The 15378-nt window shown below is 66.7% G+C and carries 16 protein-coding genes; 10 read left to right on the forward strand and 6 right to left on the reverse strand.

Annotation, left to right across the window (positions count from 1 at the left end):
• Nucleotides 1–182 precede the first annotated feature (182 nt).
• Genes VEA80_RS13285 through VEA80_RS13300 form a run of 4 tightly spaced genes read left to right on the forward strand, consistent with a single transcriptional unit; the run spans nucleotide 183 to nucleotide 4692 of the window.
• Nucleotides 183–944: an ABC transporter ATP-binding protein gene (locus VEA80_RS13285; protein WP_325061235.1), complete on the forward strand. Its 762-nt coding sequence runs from the start codon at nucleotides 183–185 to the stop codon at nucleotides 942–944.
• Nucleotides 941–1693: an ABC transporter permease subunit gene (locus tag VEA80_RS13290; protein WP_325061236.1), complete on the forward strand. Its 753-nt coding sequence runs from the start codon at nucleotides 941–943 to the stop codon at nucleotides 1691–1693. The genes VEA80_RS13285 and VEA80_RS13290 overlap by 4 nt, the downstream gene beginning before the upstream one ends.
• Before the next feature lie 3 nt (nucleotides 1694–1696).
• Nucleotides 1697–3655 (forward strand): GldG family protein, encoded by a 1959-nt coding sequence (locus VEA80_RS13295; RefSeq protein ID WP_325061237.1) that lies wholly within the window; start codon nucleotides 1697–1699, stop codon nucleotides 3653–3655.
• Nucleotides 3652–4692 (forward strand): DUF4340 domain-containing protein, encoded by a 1041-nt coding sequence (locus tag VEA80_RS13300; protein WP_325061238.1) that lies wholly within the window; start codon nucleotides 3652–3654, stop codon nucleotides 4690–4692. Before VEA80_RS13295 ends, VEA80_RS13300 begins: the two co-directional genes overlap by 4 nt.
• On the opposite strand, the gene VEA80_RS13305 is transcribed toward VEA80_RS13300, so the two are convergent.
• The 3 genes from VEA80_RS13305 to VEA80_RS13315 all read right to left on the reverse strand — a co-directional run bounded on the left by VEA80_RS13305 (nucleotide 4686) and on the right by VEA80_RS13315 (nucleotide 9368).
• Nucleotides 4686–5417, reverse strand: coding sequence for a DUF1223 domain-containing protein (locus VEA80_RS13305; protein ID WP_325061239.1), 732 nt, complete (start codon nucleotides 5415–5417; stop codon nucleotides 4686–4688). The genes VEA80_RS13300 and VEA80_RS13305 overlap by 7 nt on opposite strands.
• Nucleotides 5418–5477: 60 nt before the next feature.
• Nucleotides 5478–8174 carry an aconitate hydratase AcnA gene (gene acnA / locus VEA80_RS13310; RefSeq protein ID WP_325061240.1) on the reverse strand — a complete coding sequence of 899 codons (2697 nt, stop codon included), beginning with the start codon at nucleotides 8172–8174 and terminating at the stop codon, nucleotides 5478–5480.
• 213 nt (nucleotides 8175–8387) lie between these two features.
• On the reverse strand, nucleotides 8388–9368 hold the full coding sequence (locus tag VEA80_RS13315) for a DUF4349 domain-containing protein (RefSeq protein WP_325061241.1): 981 nt from the start codon (nucleotides 9366–9368) through the stop codon (nucleotides 8388–8390).
• Nucleotides 9369–9444: 76 nt separating this feature from the next.
• On the opposite strand from VEA80_RS13315, the gene ccmA reads away from it, so the two are divergent.
• From ccmA to VEA80_RS13340, 5 genes are read left to right on the forward strand one after another with little or no spacing between them, the layout of a single operon-like run.
• Nucleotides 9445–10062, forward strand: coding sequence for a heme ABC exporter ATP-binding protein CcmA (ccmA, locus tag VEA80_RS13320; protein ID WP_325061242.1), 618 nt, complete (start codon nucleotides 9445–9447; stop codon nucleotides 10060–10062).
• Nucleotides 10059–10709, forward strand: coding sequence for a heme exporter protein CcmB (gene ccmB, locus VEA80_RS13325; RefSeq protein ID WP_325061243.1), 651 nt, complete (start codon nucleotides 10059–10061; stop codon nucleotides 10707–10709). The genes ccmA and ccmB overlap by 4 nt, the downstream gene beginning before the upstream one ends.
• A gap of 60 nt (nucleotides 10710–10769) precedes the next feature.
• A complete protein-coding gene (locus VEA80_RS13330; RefSeq protein ID WP_325061244.1) occupies nucleotides 10770–11492 on the forward strand; it encodes a heme ABC transporter permease in 723 nt (240 codons plus the stop codon).
• A complete protein-coding gene (locus VEA80_RS13335; RefSeq protein WP_325061245.1) occupies nucleotides 11489–11620 on the forward strand; it encodes a hypothetical protein in 132 nt (43 codons plus the stop codon). Before VEA80_RS13330 ends, VEA80_RS13335 begins: the two co-directional genes overlap by 4 nt.
• Nucleotides 11620–12144 carry a DsbE family thiol:disulfide interchange protein gene (locus tag VEA80_RS13340; protein ID WP_325061246.1) on the forward strand — a complete coding sequence of 175 codons (525 nt, stop codon included), beginning with the start codon at nucleotides 11620–11622 and terminating at the stop codon, nucleotides 12142–12144. Before VEA80_RS13335 ends, VEA80_RS13340 begins: the two co-directional genes overlap by 1 nt.
• On the opposite strand, the gene VEA80_RS13345 is transcribed toward VEA80_RS13340, so the two are convergent.
• Both VEA80_RS13345 and VEA80_RS13350 read right to left on the reverse strand, forming a co-directional pair.
• On the reverse strand, nucleotides 12141–12707 hold the full coding sequence (locus tag VEA80_RS13345; protein WP_325061247.1) for a MarR family winged helix-turn-helix transcriptional regulator: 567 nt from the start codon (nucleotides 12705–12707) through the stop codon (nucleotides 12141–12143). The two genes, VEA80_RS13340 and VEA80_RS13345, sit on opposite strands and share 4 nt — an antisense overlap.
• Nucleotides 12708–12828: 121 nt before the next feature.
• Entirely contained in the window at nucleotides 12829–13494 is a 666-nt protein-coding gene (locus tag VEA80_RS13350; protein WP_325061248.1) for an inner membrane-spanning protein YciB, read from the reverse strand.
• A gap of 95 nt (nucleotides 13495–13589) precedes the next feature.
• Between VEA80_RS13350 and VEA80_RS13355 the strand changes: the two genes are divergently transcribed.
• Nucleotides 13590–14486 carry a peptidylprolyl isomerase gene (locus VEA80_RS13355; RefSeq protein WP_325061249.1) on the forward strand — a complete coding sequence of 299 codons (897 nt, stop codon included), beginning with the start codon at nucleotides 13590–13592 and terminating at the stop codon, nucleotides 14484–14486.
• 553 nt (nucleotides 14487–15039) lie between these two features.
• Here the strand turns inward: VEA80_RS13355 and VEA80_RS13360 are convergent.
• Nucleotides 15040–15378, reverse strand: a complete 339-nt coding sequence (locus tag VEA80_RS13360) for a zinc ribbon domain-containing protein YjdM (protein WP_325061250.1) — start codon at nucleotides 15376–15378, stop codon at nucleotides 15040–15042.

Below are 15378 nucleotides of genomic sequence, written 5' to 3' on the forward strand. Positions count from 1 at the left end.
GGCGCCGCATCTGTGCAAACGATCTAGCGCGTGGGGCGACGCCCCCGGGCGGCGCCTGATTTTTCGCGAGGACCGTACGCGTTCATTGGATGGAAACCGGGCCCCGCGTCACCGAATCTGATTCGGCGAAAACCGCCGCGGCTGTGGATAAGAACGGGTGGTGTTTTCGCCAGAACCGCCTTATGAGCGGCCCTCGTTTCTCGACGGGGTCATCCATCCACATGCTGCTGCAGGTCGAAGGTCTGCGGAAGACGTTCGGTCGCCGTATGGCGGTCGACGGCATCGGCTTCTCGCTCGACGTAGGCGAGATCGTCGGTTTCCTCGGCCCGAACGGCGCCGGCAAGACCACCACCATGCGCATGATCGCCGGCTATCTCGAGCCGGACGAAGGCGCGGCCAAGATCTTCAACATCGACGTGGCGCAGGACCGCCGCCGGGCCCAGGAGCGCGTCGGCTACCTGCCCGAAGGCGCGCCGCTATATGGCGAGATGACGCCGTGGAGCTTCCTGCGCTTCATCGCCGAAGCGCGCGGCATGACGCGCGAGGCGGCGCGGCACGCGGTAAGGCGTGCAGCGCAAGATGCGCGGCTGGGGGATTCGATCGAGCGGCCGATTGATACGCTTTCTAAAGGCTACCGCCGGCGGGTGGGCTTCGCCGCCGCGCTGCTGCACGATCCCATGCTGCTCATCCTCGACGAGCCGACCGACGGGCTCGATCCGAACCAGCGTCACGCCGTGCGCGATCTCATCAGGAAGCTCGGCGAAGAGCGCGGTCTCATCATCTCAACGCACATGCTGGAAGAGGTGGAGGCGGTGTGCACCCGCGCCATCGTCATCGACAAGGGCCGCATCGTCGCCGACAAGGCTCCGCAAGCCTTGATCGACGAACACGGTTCGCTCGAACGCGCATTCACGGCGCTGACCGGTGGGGAGGAGCGTACGTGAAGAAGTATCCGGGCGTTTCCAGCATGCTCGCAGTCTATCGCCGCGAACTGCTCTCCTATCTGACCACGCCGACGGCTTATGTCTTCGTCGCCGTGTTTCTATTTGCCATCGGGCTTTTCACGTTCCAGGTGGGCGGCTTCTTCGAAGAGCGGCGCGCGGATTTGCTCGCGTTCTTCACCTACCATCCTTGGATTTTCATGATCTTCTTGCCGGCGATCGCGATGCGGTTGTGGGCGGAAGAGAGCCGCTCCGGCGCGCTCGAATTGCTGCTGACGCTGCCGGCGCCGACCTGGGCGCTGGTTGCCGGCAAGTTCTTGGCGGCATGGACCGTAGCGGCGGCGGCGCTGCTGTTGACAGCCCCGCTCTGGATCACGGTGAACATCCTGGGCTCGCCGGACAATGCGGCGATCTTCACGGCTTATATTGCGAGCCTGTTGATGGCGGGCGCGTACATCGCCATCGGCTCGGCGACCTCTGCGATGACTCAAGCGCAGATCGTCGCCTTCGTGATGGCGGTGTTGATCTCGTTTTTGCTGACAGCGCTCGGAACGCCGCTGGTGATGGATTTCTTCTCGGGCGTGATTGGCGGCGGCGTGGCCGAAGGCCTGGCGCGTTTCTCGCTCTTGCACCACTTCGACGCCGCGCAGCGCGGCGTCGTGGAGTTCCGCTCGGTGTTCTACTACGTGTCGCTGATCGCGCTGTGCCTTGGCTTCACCGCCCTCGCGGTCGATGCGCGGCGGGGAGGCTGAGCGATGAGCGCACGCCGTTTCGCCCTCATCGCCGCTTTGGCGCTGTTGGTCGCATTCGCCGCCGCGAACGTGATCTCGAATTCCTGGTTCCGCGGCTGGCGGATCGATCTCACCGAGAGCGGGCTCTATACGCTGAGCCGCGGCACGCAGCAGACGCTGAACGAGCTGTCCGAGCCGATGGAGCTCACGCTCTATTATTCGCGCGACGCCGCGCGCGAATACCCGCAGCTGCAGGCGTACGCGGCGCGCGTGCGGGAGATGCTGCAGACCTTCGAGGCGCGCTCGCGCGGGCGTGTGCGGTTCGTCGAAATCGATGTCGAGCGCTATTCCGAAGCGGAGGACGACGCGGCTGAGGCCGGCGTCGAGCCGGTGCGGCTGAGCCAAGAGGGCGATCCGATCTATTTCGGATTGAGCGGCGCCAATGCGATCGATGATCGCGTCGGCATTCCCTATCTCGATCCGCAGCGCGAGGCCTTTCTCGAATACGAGATCACGCGCCTCATCTACGAACTGGAAAATCCGGATCGCACCAGCGTCGCGCTGATCAGCTCGCTGCCGATCGATCCGGCAGCGGCGGCCGATCCGCTCGGCGTCGGTCAATCGGTGTTCGCGACCGAACTCGGGCGGCTGATGGATGTCACCAAGCTGGCGCCGGACTTCACCGAGATTCCAGACGTAGACGTGCTGGCGATCATCCATCCCGGCGCTCTGAACCCGCGCCAGCTCTATGCGATCGACCAGTTCATCCTGCGCAAGGGCCGCGCGTTCATCGCGCTCGATCCGGCGTCGCTGCTGGCGCAGGAGACGGGCGGCGGCTTCGATCCGTTCAATCCGGTCGCGCCGGCGCCGGTGAGCTCGAACCTCGGGCCGTTGCTCGAGCGCTGGGGCGTTGCGATGCCGCCGAGCGTCGTGCTCGATCTCGAAGGCGCGCTGCCGGTGCAGGTGCAGGATCCGCGCACCGGACAGACGGGCGAGGCGCCTCAGCCGCTCTTCTTCACCGTGCCGGCGGAGCCCGAACATCTGCATCGCGAAGACCTGATGACGGCGTGGCTGCGCCGCGGCGTGAATTTCGGTTTGGCCGGCGGACTGAATGTCAGCCAGCGCGAAGGCATCGAGGCGACGCCGCTCGCGCGCACGAGCGGGCGGACAATGCGCCTGCCGGCGGAAGCGGCGCTGGCGCGGCCTTCGCCCTACGAGCTGATGGCGATGTGGCCGTCGGGCGGGCGTGTCGAGACGATCGCCGTGCGCTTGTCGGGCAATCTCGAAACAGCGTTCCCGCAGGGCATGCCGGCAGCGCCTCCCGCGCCGCCGCCCACAGAAGGCGAAGCGGCGCCTGAACAAGCCCCGTCTGCGACGCCGCAACAGCCGCAGGCGCCGGCGGCCGAACCGCTGACGCGCTCGGCCACGCCGGCTGAACTCGTCATCGTCGCCGACGTCGATTTCCTGGCCGACGATTTCTATGTCGATCCGCGCAGCGGCGGCGCGGCGGCGGACAACGCCTCGTTCGCGCTCAACGCGATCGACATTCTCGGCGGCTCGGACGCCTTGGTGTCGCTGCGCTCGCGGGCGCCTTCCGTGCGGCGGATGGATCTGGTCGAGGACATGGAGCGCGACGCCGCGCGCCGCATTCGCGACCGGCAGGAGGCGCTTCAGGTCCAACTCCAGGAGACCGAAGCGCGTCTGGCCGAATTGCAGGAACGCGGACGCGGCTCAGGCTTCTTTTCCGGCGATCTCGGCGCAGAGCTGACCCCCGACGAGAACGCCGAGATCGAGCGTTTCCGCGCGCAGGTCATCGAAGTGCGCAGCGAGCTGCGCGACACCGAGCGCAATCTCCGCAGCGACATCGACCGGCTCGAAGCCGTCGTCGTGTTCATCAACGTTTGGCTCGCGCCGCTTCTGGTGGCGGGTGCGGGGCTCTTCCTGTTCTGGCGCCGGCAGCGGCGCGGGAGTGCGCGCCGATGACCACTCAACTCGCCGAGCGCCGCAAGGGCCGCGCGCTGCAGCTCGCGATGATCGCGTTGGCGTTGGTCGCGGTGGCGGCGATCACGCTGGCGATCGAGAACCGCGGTTTGCGACCGGACGCCGCTTCGGGACCGGTGGTGCCACAGCTGGCGCAGAATATCGCCGACGCGGAGCGCATCGTCATAACGAGCGCCGATGCGAGCTATCGCATCGAACGCGTGCAACGGGGCGAAGAGCGAGTCTGGGTGATGCGCGATCGCGGCGATTATCCGGTCACGGCGCAGCGTTTGGCGCAGCTCACGCGAGCGCTGGGGGCGCTGCGCTACACGCGGCGGATGACGAACGATCCCTCCAAGCACGAGCGGCTGGGCGTCACCGATCCGCGCCAGGGCGGACGCGGCGTGCTGGTGCAGATCGAGGGCGGGCGCGGCGCGCTGCTGGTGAATCTCATCCTGGGTGTCGAGCCATCGGGGCTCTACGTGCGCCGTCCGGACGACGATCAGACCTGGGCCGCGCGCGAGGGCGAGAACGCCGAGCTGCCGCCGCTGCGCGACATCGCCGCGTGGCTGGAAATGACGCCGCTCGCCATCCCGGCCGAGCGCCTGGCGCGGGTCGAGATCGTGCCGCCGGAAGGTCGCGCCTATGTGCTGGCGCGCGAGGCGCCGGACCAGCCGTGGCGGATCGTGCAGCCGGCTCTGGCGACGCTCGCGCAGACCAGCGTCACCGCGGCGGCTGAGCAGCTGACGCGGCTATCGCCGGTGGATGTGCAGCTTGCGCCGGCGGTGCAGGGCGACGCGATCGCGCGCGTGCGGGCGATCACGTTCGAGGGCGTGCTGATCGATGCGGAGCTGATCCCGAGCGAGGGCCGGACCTGGGTGAAGTTGGCGGCGCGGGCGGATTCGCCGGAGCTGCAAGCGGCGGCGATGGAGATCAACAGCCGCTCGTCGGACTGGGCGTTCGCGCTGAGCGAGGTGGATGCGCAGGCCGCGGCGCCGCCGCTCAGCGCGCTCGTCCCGAGCGTCGGGCCGCCTCAGTAGCGGCCTTCGCGATAGGTGTAGGCGGCGGCCAGGATGCGGCCGCCATTGGGCTCCTGCACGATCACCGCGCACTCGGGTTGGCAGCGTGGGCGCTCGTACCAAGCCGAGCGGCCGTTCCAGCCGTCGAGACGCTCGATCCATTTGACCAGATTGTAGTGTGCGACGCTGCGGTTGCGATTGGCGCCGCCGGTGACGACCACCGTGAGCGGGCCGGGATCGTAGGCGATCAGCCAGACATCGGCCTGCGGCGCGTTCGAGCGGGCGCCGACGGTGACGCGGACGCGGTTGTTGCGCAAACGAGAGATCGCGAGATCGGGCGCTGCGGCCGGCCAGCCGTCGGCGCGCTGGGCGTCGTACGTGGCGCGGGCCTGATCCCAATCCGAGGCGCTGATCTGGCGGGCGCCGTTGAAGACGAGCTGCGGCGTGAAGCGGCCACGCACGCGCAGCGAGCGCGAGTAGGCGCGCTGGCGATCGCCGTATTCCGGACGGGCGTAGGTGTCGTGCCAGCCGAGATAGTCCCAGATGCCGACCGGAAAGGTGAGCGCGAGCACGTCGTCCTCGCGCGCGAACATGCCGAGCAGGCGGTTGGCGCGCGGGCACTGGGTGCAGCCCTGGCTGGTGAACAACTCCACCACCATCTGCGCGCGTTCGCCCTCCTGGGCGCGCGCGTTTGTGGTTGTCGCCGCCAGCGCCATCAGCGCCAGAGCGATAAGTCGGCCGATCATGCGGGCCACCATGGCCGCCGCGTCACGGCGGTTCTAATCAAACCGCCGTGACGGACTGTTTCATCCCGCTTTGGCCAGTCCGCGCAGCACATAGTGCAGGATACCCCCGTTCCGGAAGTATTCGACCTCGTTCTCGGTGTCGATCCGGCATAGGACCTCGACCTCGTCGGTCTTACCGCCTGCGCGGGTGATTTTCAGTTTCACCTGCTGACGCGGCGTCAGGCTGGCGACATCCTCGATCGAGACGGTTTCCTCGCCCGTGAGGCCGAGGGCGGCCCAGGACTGGCCGTTCTGGAACTGGAGCGGGATCACGCCCATGCCGATCAGGTTCGAGCGGTGAATTCGCTCAAAGCTCTCGGCGATGACGGCGCGAACGCCCAGAAGTGTCGTGCCTTTGGCCGCCCAGTCGCGCGAGGAGCCGGTGCCGTATTCCTTGCCCGCGAAGATGACGAGATCGGAGCCGTGCTTCTGATAGCGCATGGCCGCATCGTAGATGAACATGCGCTCGCCGGACGGCTGATGCAGCGTGTAGCCGCCCTCGACCACCGAACCGTCCTCGTTCTTCACCATCTGGTTCTTGATGCGGATGTTGGCGAAGGTGCCGCGCATCATCACTTCGTGGTTGCCGCGCCGCGCGCCGTAGGAGTTGAACTCCGCTTGCGGCACGTCGTGCTCGGTCAGGTATTGGCCGGCGGGGCTGACCTTCTTGATCGAGCCGGCGGGGCTGATGTGGTCGGTGGTGATCGAGTCGCCGAAGAGGCCGAGGATGTGCGCCTTCTTCACGTCCGCCGGCGGCTTCGGCGTCATGCTCATGCCGTCGAAATAGGGCGGGTTCTGCACGTAGGTGGAATGCTTGTCCCATGCATAGGTGCGCCCGGCGCCGACTTTGATGCCCTGCCAGTGCGCGTCGCCTTTGAACACGTCGGCGTAGCGCTGCGCGAACATTTCCGGCGTGACGGCGGCGCGGACGGTCTGCTCGATCTCGGCGTTTGAAGGCCAGATATCGCGCAGATAGACGGGCTGGCCGTCGGCGCCCACGCCGAGCGGATCGGTCTCGAGATTGACGTAGACCGAACCGGCGAGCGCGTACGCGACGACGAGCGGCGGCGAGGCGAGATAATTCGCGCGCACGTCCTGGTTCACGCGGCCTTCGAAGTTGCGGTTGCCGGAGAGCACCGAGGCGACGACGAGGTCGTTCTCGCTGACCGATTGCGAAATCGCCGGCGGCAGCGGGCCCGAATTGCCGATGCAGGTGGTGCAGCCGTACCCGACAAGGTGGAAGCCGAGCGCGTCGAGATCGTCGTCGAGGCCGGCTTTGGAGAGATAGTCGGTGACGACTTGGCTGCCGGGTGCGAGCGAAGTCTTCACCCACGGCTTCACCTTGAGGCCGCGCTTTCTTGCGTTGCGGGCGACGAGGCCCGCGGCGAGCATCACGCTCGGGTTAGAGGTGTTGGTGCATGAGGTGATGGCGGCGATGACGACGTCGCCATGGCCGATGTCGTGCGCAGCCTCGGCGACCGGCGCGCGCTTCTTCAGCTCGGCGCCCTTTTTGAACTCCTCGGTCATCACCTTGGTGAAGCCCTCGGCGAGCGCGCCGAGCAGGACCCGGTCCTGCGGACGCTTCGGCCCCGCCAGCGAGGGGCGCACGTCGGCGAGCGAAAGTTCGAGCGTGTCGGTGAATTCAGGCTCAGCGTCGGTGCGCCAGAGCCCTTGCTGTTTGCAGTAGGCTTCGACCAATGCGACGCGCGCGGGATCGCGGCCAGTGGCGCGCAGGTAGTCGATGGTCTTTTGGTCGACTGGGAAGAAGCCGCAGGTGGCGCCGTATTCGGGCGCCATGTTGGCGATGGTGGCGCGGTCCTCGACGCTCATCGTGTCGAGACCGGGGCCGAAGAATTCGACGAACTTGCCGACGACGCCCTTCTTGCGCAGCATCTGCGTGACGGTGAGCACGAGGTCAGTGGCGGTGGCGCCTTCCTGCAGCCTGCCGGTGAGGCGGAAGCCGATCACTTCCGGAATCAGCATCGAGATCGGCTGGCCGAGCATCGCCGCTTCCGCTTCGATGCCGCCGACGCCCCAACCCAGAACGCCGATGCCATTGATCATGGTGGTGTGGCTGTCAGTGCCGACGACCGTGTCCGGGTAGGCCAGCTCTTCGCCACCTTCGTCGCGCGTCCAGACGCTTTGGCCGAGATATTCGAGGTTGACCTGGTGGCAGATGCCGGTGCCCGGCGGGACGACGCGGAAGTTGCGGAACGCCTGCTGGCCCCAACGCAGGAATTGGTAGCGTTCGCCATTGCGTGCGTATTCGAGTTCGACGTTCTGGACGAACGCGGAGGTGCTGGCGAAGTGATCGACCATCACCGAGTGGTCGATGACGAGATCGACCGGCACGAGCGGATTGATGCGCTCGGGATCGGCTTTCAAATGCGCAGCCGCGTCGCGCATGGCGGCGAGGTCGACGACGGCGGGCACGCCGGTGAAGTCCTGCATCAAGACGCGCGCCGGGCTGAAGGCGATCTCGACTTCGTTCTTGCCCTTGTTGAGGAGCCACGCCGTCATTGCGACGATATCGGCCTTCTTCACCGCGACGCCGTCTTCGGTGCGGATCAGATTCTCCAGCAGCACTTTGAGCGACATCGGCAGCTTCGCGATGTCGCCGAGGCCGTTCTGGCTGGCTTTGCCGAGATCGTAATAGGCGTAGGTCTTGCCGCCGACGCTGAGGGTGGAGCGGGCGTTGAACGAGTTCGCAGATGACATGAGCATGCATCCTGGTTTGGGGCTTCAGAGATGCAGGCGCGTTGGGGAGCGCCCCAAATCCGGAATCAAACCGGGCGCGCGGCAGGGCTTATTTAGCGCCCTTTGGTGAAGGCGCAATTGAGACGGCTGGGCGCAGTTCAGGGGTCGCGCTCAGTTGCGAGTGGATCGCAAAAGCGCTTCCGTGTCGGCTTCATTGGCGTCTCTACGCTGGCGTCAGCCTGAGCTTGTGGAAGGCGGCGGGGTTTCCACTGGCGGATTGCGCCGGAAAATCCTCCCGCCGCGTCTCTTGCGCCAGCGCAACGCGAGCCAAATCAGCGGAACTGCGATGACGGCGATCGGGATGAGGCCGGCGATCAAGTAGATCAAAGCGGCGAAGCCGGCGACGATGACGCCAAGGAAGTCCGCCAACGCGCGCTGCAGCGGCTCGAACGTGTTGCTGCCGACCGGGCGCGGGGCGGAGCGATAATTGATCGCCAGTTCCGACATCGACACCCGCGTGCGCATGACGGCGAGGTTCGATTGAATCGCATCGATTTCGCCTTGCACGCGGGCGAGTTCGCGCTCGACTTCGAGCAGGTCGGCCAGGCGGCCGGGCCGCGAGCGCAACAGCTCCTGGAGACGGTTGCGCAGCGCCGTCAACGCGCGCAGGCGCGCTTCGGTGTCGACGATCTGACGGGTCAGGTCTTCGGTGTTGGTGGTCTGCTCGACGATGCGGCCGCCCGCTTCGTCGACTTGCGCGGACATGCCGGACATGAAGTTGCGCAGCCATTGCGGTTCGCCGCGCATCTGCACGTAGCCGGTCATGTACGCGTCGGGATCGCCGCTCTTGTTGGAGCCGATCAGCTGGCACAGGCGCGGGCCGGCGGATTGGCAGGCTTGCACATGCGCGTCGACGACGCCGGCAAGGCGCTGGCTCGGGATCTCGAGGCCCATCGCATAGCTGTAGGCGAGATAGAGGATCGGCGAGGTCGTGCCGCCGCCTTGGGGCGGCGGTTCGCCGGGGCTGGCTTGCTGCTCGCCGCTGGAGGGGTCCGCTGGCGCCGGCGCGGCGGGTGGGGCGGCGGCGCGTTGCGCGACGTCAGCGTCCATGCCGCCATAGGCTTCAGTGGTGGCCGCCTCTTCGGAGGTGGTCACCTGTTGGCCGCAAGCGGCCAGAACCAGCGCGAGCATCGCGCCCGCAACTAACCGCAGCATCGCAGCACCTCCCTCCGCGATCACCAAGGAGCGCCTTGGCGGATCAGGCAACCCTTTCTAGAACCGGGGCGGCATTATGAGCGGGTCCGGTCCTTTCCAAGACAAGCCGTCGTTGCGGGTTGAATCGCTAACGCTTACGCGCGGCGAGCGAACGCTGCTGCGCGATTTGAACTTCGCCGCCGAGCCCGGCGCCTTCGTGGAGATCCGCGGCGGCAACGGGACGGGCAAGACGACGCTGCTGCGCGCAATCGCGGGATTCTTCAAGCCGCGGGCTGGGCGGGTCGTGTTCGAGGGAGTCGAGGAGCCGGCGCTGGCGCTGCATCATGTCGGGCATTTGAACGGGCTGAAGGGCGGCGCGAGTGTACCCGCGCATCTGGCTTATTGGGCGGGGCTGTTCGGCGTCGCGCCCCGCGCGGAGGAGGCGCTGACGCGGCTTGGCCTGAGCGCGCAGGCGGATTTGCCGGCGCGGTTCTTGAGCCAGGGGCAAGCGCGGCGTTTGGCGCTGTCGCGCCTGGTGGTTGCGCCGCGGCCGATATGGCTGCTGGACGAACCGGCGGCGGCGCTCGATGCGCAGGGACGCGCGCTGCTGGCGGCGCTGATCGACGCGCATCTGGCGGACGACGGAATCGTGGTGGCCGCCGTGCATGAGGCGCTGGGACCGGCGCCGTCGCAGACGCTGACGGTGGGCGCATGAGCGCGTTTGGCGCCACCTTTAAACGCGACATCGCGCTTCTGTGGGCCGGCGGCGGCGCGCTCGCGCCAGTGGGATACTTTCTCGGCGCGACGATGCTTGTGCCGCTGGCGATGGGACCGGAGCGGTCCCTGCTCGAAGCGGCGGGGCCGCCGCTGGTTTGGATCGCGGCGGGACTGGCGGTGCTGGCGACATTGGAGCGGCTGTTCCAGGCTGATCTCGAGGACGGCTCGCTCGACCAGATGCTGCTTTCGCCCGCGCCGCTCGAGCTGCTCGTTCTGGCGAAGGGCTTGGCGATGTGGTGCGTCGTCGGGCTGCCGATCGCGCTCGCCGGCGCACCCGCAGCGATCGCGCTCCAGGCTCCCGTGAGCCTGGTTCCCGCTATCGTGCTGAGCCTCGCGCTCGGCATGGCGGCGTTCATTGGCGTCGGGCTGGTGGGCGCGGCGCTCACCGTAGGCGTAAAGCGCGGCGGGGTTTTGATCGCGCTCATTGTGCTGCCGTTCTTTGCGCCGCCAATCATCTTCGGCTCGGCGGTGGCGGCGGGCGATCAGGTGGCGGCCGCGCTCTCGATCCTGGCAGGCTGCGCCTTGGCCGCAGCCGCGCTTGGCCCCATTGCCGCCGCTGGGGCGCTCAGGCTGCAGGCGGAATGAAAGTGTCAGAATGCCCACTCCAATCGATCGCTGACACCTGATACCTGACGCCTGACACCCATGATCACCTACCTCGCCAACCCACAGCGCTTTATGGCCCTTTCGGCCTGGGCCGCGCCGCTGTTCTTTGCAGCGGCGATAATCGCGCTCGGCGTGGGGCTGCCGTGGGCGCTTTTGTTTTCGCCGGCGGACTACCAGCAGGGCGAGACGGTGCGGATCATGTACGTGCATGTGCCGGCGGCTTGGTGGTCGATGGGCATTTACGCGTTCATGGCCGTTGCGAGCTTTGTGGGGCTCGTGTGGCGCCATGCGCTCGCCGATGTCGCCGCGCGCGCAGCGGCGCCGATCGGGGCGACGTTCGCGGGGCTTTGCCTGATCACCGGCTCGCTCTGGGGCGCGCCGACCTGGGGCACGTGGTGGGAATGGGACGGGCGGCTCACCTCCATGCTCGTGCTGTTCGTGATTTATCTCGGCTATATCGCGCTCTGGAGCGCGATCGAAGACGAGGAGAAGGCGGCGCGGCTGGCGGCGATCCTGTGCCTCGTCGGACTGATCAATTTGCCGATCATCAGATTCTCGGTCGATTGGTGGAGCACACTGCACCAGCCGGCCAGCATCATGCGCTCGGGCGGTTCGGCGATTCATCCGAGCATGCTCGGGCCGCTGCTGACCATGGCGGCGGGGTTCCTGTTCCTGTTCGCGGCGCTGCTGATGATGAACATGCGGGCGGCGATCTTCCGTCGTCGGGTCGAGAGCGCGCGGGCGCGCGGAGGCGAAGCGTGATCGAAGGCGGTTGGGACTTCGTTTTTCCAGCGTACGCGGTGACGTTCGGCGGCTTGATCGTGCTTGCCGCCGCGGTGATGCTGCGGCTTCGGCATTGGTCGAAGCGGGCGCGGGAGCTGCAGCGCTGATGCAACGTCTTGCCGCCTTCGCGCCGCTGCTTGTGCTGCTGATCGTAGTGCTCGCGTCGGCGTTCCTGCTGACGCGCGACGGCGAGCGCGAGCAATTCAAGGCCGGCATGGTGGGCCGCGCCGCGCCTGAGTACGCACTGGAGCGGCTGGGCGGGGGCGATCTGGTGACGCCGGCGGCGTTCGCGGGGCGGCCGTACGTGATCAACGTGTTCGCGTCCTGGTGCGCGCCGTGCCGCGCCGAGCATGCGCAATTGGTGGCGCTGCAGCAGAGCGGGGCGCCGATCCTGGGCGTCGCATACAAGGATGCGCCGGAAGACACGGCGGCGTTTCTTGACGAACTTGGCAATCCGTTCGCTGTCGTCGGCATGGATCCGGAGGGGCGCTACGGGCTCGAACTCGGCGTCACCGGCGCGCCGGAGACGTTCGTGGTCGGCGCCGATGGCGTCATCCGCGCTGTTCACCGCGGCGCGTTGACGCCGGAGGTTCTCGCCGACGTCGTCATGCCGGCGCTGAGCGCGCGTTAGCGGCGCTTGCGCGTTGCGTCGCGCTTTGGCTCCTTTTTGCGTTCGCCTTCCTTTAGAGCGGCGGCCTTCGCGCGCGCTTCTTTTTTCGCCTGCTTACGCGCGTCGCGCTCGGCTTTTTCGGCCAGGTCGTCCGAGAGCTTGGCGAGCTTGGTGAGCACGTTGAGGAAGGTGCGCCGCTTGGTGCGTGGCAGCGCGTCGAGGATGGCGGCGTCGGCGGCGCGCGCGTGGTGCGTCGCTGCGGCGAGCAGGCGCGCACCTTCCGGCGCCAAATGAACCGCATGGGCGCGGGCGTCCGATTCGGAGGCGGTGCGGGTAATCCAGCCGTTGCGCTCCATCCGATTCATCATGTCGCCGACAGTGGAGCGGTCGACGCCGGTGGCGCGGACGAGATCGCTCTGGCTGAGCCCCGGCGTCTCGGAGATCGCGGCGAGGACGGCGAATTGGCGGAGCGTGACGCGGTCTTCCACCAATTGGGCGAAGCGGTCGCCGGCGAGCTGCTCGGCGCGATGCAGCAAATGGCTGGGTGAGGTCGCGAGCCGGAAGGCTTCGGACTCATCCGACATTGACCGCGCCATTGAAAGCCGCCCCAGACAGTGGGCGGAGATTACCGACACAAGATGAAGGTTCAATCACATGTTCGAGTTTGGTTCGCCACAAAGGCGAAATTCCGGCTGAATGTGGTACTCAGCTGCTGGGGGCGGCGGGCGCTCCGTCCGGTTCGGGCGTCTCGCGATGGTGTTTCAGCACGAGCGGCGTGTTGAGCGCGGCGAAAATGATGAAGGCGGGATAGGTCAGGGCGGTGCGCAGATTGAGCCAGACGTCGAAATTGCCGTTCGCCTCGTTGAAATTATAGCGCAGCACTTCGTTCAGAAGCGCAACGACCACGTAAAACGCGGCCCAACGCAGCGCGAGCACGGTCCAGATCCGGTCGGGCAGATTGAACAGGTGCTGGAAGAACAGCTTCCAGACGTTCTGCTTGATCGCGAGCGAAATGAGGATCGCCGTCGCGTAGAACAGGAACGTGAAGGTGAACTTGATCTGAATGATCGCCGGATCGTGGAAAATGATGGTGAGGCCGCCGAACGCGGTGACCAGCACGCCAGTGACGATCAGGATCGGCGGTATCTTTCCGCGCTGCAGCTTGCACCAGGCGATGGCGGCGAGCACCGCGGCGATGAAAACGCCGGTGGCGATATATATCGCCTCGTCCTTGGTAGCCTGGATGCGGAACAGCACGTTGTAGGTGACGACGAAGATGAGGATGGGCCCGAGATCGACCCATAATTGGCCGGCGCTGTCGCGGGCGCTCTTCGGCTTGGTGAGGTCTTGGGCGGTCAGGTCTTCGCTCATGCGCCCTGATACGCGGAAACGGGGGCGGCGGACTAGCGGCTTGCGCTGAAGCGCGTTTCCGGCCCAGATCGGCGGCAAAATCTCGGGAGGGACGGATGAGACTGGCCGCTGTCATAGCTTTGGGCTTCCTGGCCGCGTGCGCGAGCGCCGAAGCGCCGGCGCCGGCGCCGGATACGCCCGTGCGCTCGCTGGGCGAGATCCTGGAACAATCGCCGGCGTCGGATTGGCGGACGGTCGATCAGGACAATCTGATCTACATGCAGCTGCCGCGGGGGCGGGTGATCATCGAGCTCGCGGCGGACTACACGCCCAACCACGCGGCGAACATTCGCGCGCTGGCGCGGGCGCACTATTGGGATGGCGCCGCGATCGTGCGCAGCCAGGACAATTACGTCGTCCAATGGGGGCGCGACGAAGCCGATCCGCGGCCGATGGGCGAAGGCGTCGCCTCGCTCGCGCCGGAGTTCGATCGCCCGCGTGCGGGCGTCGATATCACCCGCCTCGTCGATCCGGATTCGTACGCGCGCGAAGTCGGTTTCGCTTACGGATTTCCGGTGGCGAGCAACGGCCAACGCACGTGGCTGACGCATTGCTACGGCATGGTCGGCGCCGGGCGCGGCGACACGGCCGACAGCGGCAGCGGCGCCGAGCTTTATGTCGTCATCGGCCAGGCGCCGCGGCATCTCGATCGCAACATCACGACGGTCGGGCGCGTGCTGCAGGGCATGGAGCTTTTGTCGGTGATGCCGCGTGGGACGGGGCCGCTCGGCTTCTATGAAACCCCACAAGAGCGCACGGCGATTGCCTCGATCCGCCTGGGTTCGGAATTGCCGGAGAGCGAGCGGGTGAACTTCGAAGCGCTGCGCACCGACAGCGCGACGTTCCGCGATGTGATCGAGAGCCGGCGCTTCCGGCGCGAAAGCTGGTTTCTGGATCCGGTCGGGCACGTGAACGTGTGCAACGTGCAGCTGCCGGTGCGAGTGCGGCAATAGCGGCATAGTTTCGCCCATGCGTCATCGTCTGGCGCACGCGAAGTCGTGCGCCCAAAAGTTCTGTCTGCCCTTCGCAAGAGGGCCGGGGACGCGGGATCGCCGCGCCGAATGCGCCGCCGGAAAGCGGCGCGGAAAGACGCGTTGAACCCGCGTCCCCGCGATCGTTCTTCGCCGGCCCAGAGCAAGGAGGTGTTTCACTCCTCTGACGTGGCCGCCGGCGGCGTGCAGGTCGCGCCTGTCAGCGCGATCCTGGTGTCCCCCGCGCTTGGAGGCGTTTGCCTCGTTCACGCGGACTTCGCGCCTTGCCCGTCACAGCGTCAGCGCTTCACGCTCAACCGCATCTCGTCTGCATCGATCGACAGGGTACCGACTGCCCTCAGCGAACGAGATGGTGGAAGTATAGCGCCCACTGGGAGCGGTCGGATTGAATCGGTTTGCGCGTGCGCGCAGCGCTTTAATTTCAAGGCGATGACGGCTGGACATGTGGGGATAGAAGCGACTCTTATCCCCTTTTTTCGGCCAGGAGGGCGTGCATGCGGTAGCCGCTCTGTCGCTAGGCCTTCCGCACGAACTCGGACTTGAGTTTCATCGCGCCGAAGCCGTCGATCTTGCAGTCGATGTCGTGATCGCCGCCGACGAGGCGGATGTTCTTCACGCGCGTGCCGACCTTCAATACTTGTGACGTGCCTTTGACCTTCAGGTCCTTGATGACGGTGACGGTGTCGCCGTCGGCGAGCACATTGCCGTTGGCGTCTCGGATTTCGGACGCGGCGCTCTCGTCGATCTGTTGCGCCGGCGTCCATTCATGGGCGCACTCAGGGCAGATCAGGAGCGGTCCGTCTTCGTACGTGAATGCGGACGAGCAACTTGGGCAGGGCGGCAAGGTGGTCAT

This window comes from Vitreimonas sp. (assembly GCF_035627415.1).
Classification (GTDB): Bacteria; Pseudomonadota; Alphaproteobacteria; order Caulobacterales; family Aquidulcibacteraceae; genus Vitreimonas.

Bases quoted from the DNA above. Each gene is read 5' to 3' on its own strand.
- VEA80_RS13285 (WP_325061235.1), top strand. From the start codon at position 183: ATGAGCGGCCCTCGTTTCTCGACGGGGTCATCCATCCACATGCTGCTG.
- acnA (WP_325061240.1), bottom strand. From the start codon at position 8,174: ATGTCATCTGCGAACTCGTTCAACGCCCGCTCCACCCTCAGCGTCGGC.
- VEA80_RS13350 (WP_325061248.1), bottom strand. From the start codon at position 13,494: ATGAGCGAAGACCTGACCGCCCAAGACCTCACCAAGCCGAAGAGCGCC.
- VEA80_RS13305 (WP_325061239.1), bottom strand. From the start codon at position 5,417: ATGATCGGCCGACTTATCGCTCTGGCGCTGATGGCGCTGGCGGCGACA.
- VEA80_RS13360 (WP_325061250.1), bottom strand. From the start codon at position 15,378: ATGACCACCTTGCCGCCCTGCCCAAGTTGCTCGTCCGCATTCACGTAC.
- VEA80_RS13315 (WP_325061241.1), bottom strand. From the start codon at position 9,368: ATGCTGCGGTTAGTTGCGGGCGCGATGCTCGCGCTGGTTCTGGCCGCT.
- ccmA (WP_325061242.1), top strand. From the start codon at position 9,445: ATGAGCGGGTCCGGTCCTTTCCAAGACAAGCCGTCGTTGCGGGTTGAA.
- VEA80_RS13355 (WP_325061249.1), top strand. From the start codon at position 13,590: ATGAGACTGGCCGCTGTCATAGCTTTGGGCTTCCTGGCCGCGTGCGCG.
- ccmB (WP_325061243.1), top strand. From the start codon at position 10,059: ATGAGCGCGTTTGGCGCCACCTTTAAACGCGACATCGCGCTTCTGTGG.
- VEA80_RS13300 (WP_325061238.1), top strand. From the start codon at position 3,652: ATGACCACTCAACTCGCCGAGCGCCGCAAGGGCCGCGCGCTGCAGCTC.
- VEA80_RS13330 (WP_325061244.1), top strand. From the start codon at position 10,770: ATGATCACCTACCTCGCCAACCCACAGCGCTTTATGGCCCTTTCGGCC.
- VEA80_RS13295 (WP_325061237.1), top strand. From the start codon at position 1,697: ATGAGCGCACGCCGTTTCGCCCTCATCGCCGCTTTGGCGCTGTTGGTC.
- VEA80_RS13340 (WP_325061246.1), top strand. From the start codon at position 11,620: ATGCAACGTCTTGCCGCCTTCGCGCCGCTGCTTGTGCTGCTGATCGTA.
- VEA80_RS13345 (WP_325061247.1), bottom strand. From the start codon at position 12,707: ATGTCGGATGAGTCCGAAGCCTTCCGGCTCGCGACCTCACCCAGCCAT.